Origin of the sequence: Acinetobacter rongchengensis, from assembly GCF_003611475.1 — a bacterium.
GTDB lineage: Bacteria > Pseudomonadota > Gammaproteobacteria > Pseudomonadales > Moraxellaceae > Acinetobacter > Acinetobacter rongchengensis.
Genome location: NZ_RAXT01000156.1, coordinates 1 through 1,113, shown reverse-complemented (window position 1 = coordinate 1,113; position 1,113 = coordinate 1). Strand labels below are relative to the sequence as shown.

The window sequence follows — 1,113 nt, the reverse complement described above, 5'->3', positions numbered from 1 at the left end:
GGTGGTATTCCTCGATCTGCAACAAAAGGGGCAACTAAACGTTCAATTAAACCATCTTTTTCTTGACCTTCGGGCGTTGCCTCGGTGTAATCAATAATTGGCATAATACGTGACATTTGATCTGCATAACCGGTCAATAAACCAAAACAAATCATACGTATAGCTATATCGTAATAATCTTCTGTACCTAAAGATATATGCCATACATAGCGCCCTTCTGCTTCAGGACTTTGGTGATATTGAGTATGAACCTCAGCATATTCTTCTGCCCAATGTATAAGGTAGGGGTAAAGCTCCTGAATAAAAGCAATCTCTCCACCAGCTGAATACTGTAAAGACATTAAGTTTAGTACATCTTGTAAACGTTGATGACCAGCTGCCATTTTTTTACCAGCTTTAGCACCCGCTTTATATTTTTGAAAACCATCGGTGACAGAGTACATACCATTGACAAATGTTTCAAATCTTCTTTGATACATAGCTTCTTCTAATAAATCATCTCTATATTGGTAAGTACCCAGTATTTTTTGCTTAAACCACTCTTCCCAATGAATATTTAAATCATCTATTTTATTATCCAATTTTCTTACTCCGGCAACATATCGTTAGGTAATACAAACTCTAATTTAATTCCATGTGAGGTTACGGTACGGGTACATCTAGGCTTATCTAGACCCTTACATTTTTCATGATGGTCAAATAAATATAATTCAACTTATTCATTCTTATAAAAAAACCATCCAATTTAGGATGGCGATTAGATTGACTTTTTTGATTATTCTTCACCACTAAAATACCAAAACACGATACCCCAATCCGCATTTGGAAGTGTTGGCAATACATCTCCTTGAGTAAAGTATCGGCGAGTTCCGGGTTGTGCAGGTGTTGTCCAATAACCTGTTTTCGAACATTGTCCTCCTCCTTGAACTTTTATTCTTTCAACTACACTTTCTTCTGTCAGTTGTTGATCTTGTGCTTTGGCAAAATCCACCAAGTCTTTAGGGTAAAATTGATGTTCTCGATAGCTGCTATCATCGATACCGAGTAACCAAGTTACAGCAGCAGCCTCCCACGACCAATAACCGAAATAGCTGATACCTGATCTTAAATCTA

2 protein-coding genes and 1 pseudogene are annotated in these 1,113 nt (G+C 37.1%); all 3 read right to left on the bottom strand.

Features of this window, described 5'->3' with window-relative positions:
• On the bottom strand, nt 1–581 hold a 581-nt coding region (locus D7V20_RS19235; RefSeq protein WP_120385407.1), incomplete at its 3' end, for a PoNe immunity protein domain-containing protein.
• 5 nt (nt 582–586) lie between these two features.
• A pseudogene (locus tag D7V20_RS20255) lies at nt 587–703 on the bottom strand (hypothetical protein); the annotation flags it as partial.
• Nucleotides 704–775: 72 nt separating this feature from the next.
• Nucleotides 776–1,113, bottom strand: a 338-nt coding sequence (locus D7V20_RS19230) for a PoNe immunity protein domain-containing protein (RefSeq protein WP_120385406.1), incomplete at its 5' end; no start/stop codon positions are given.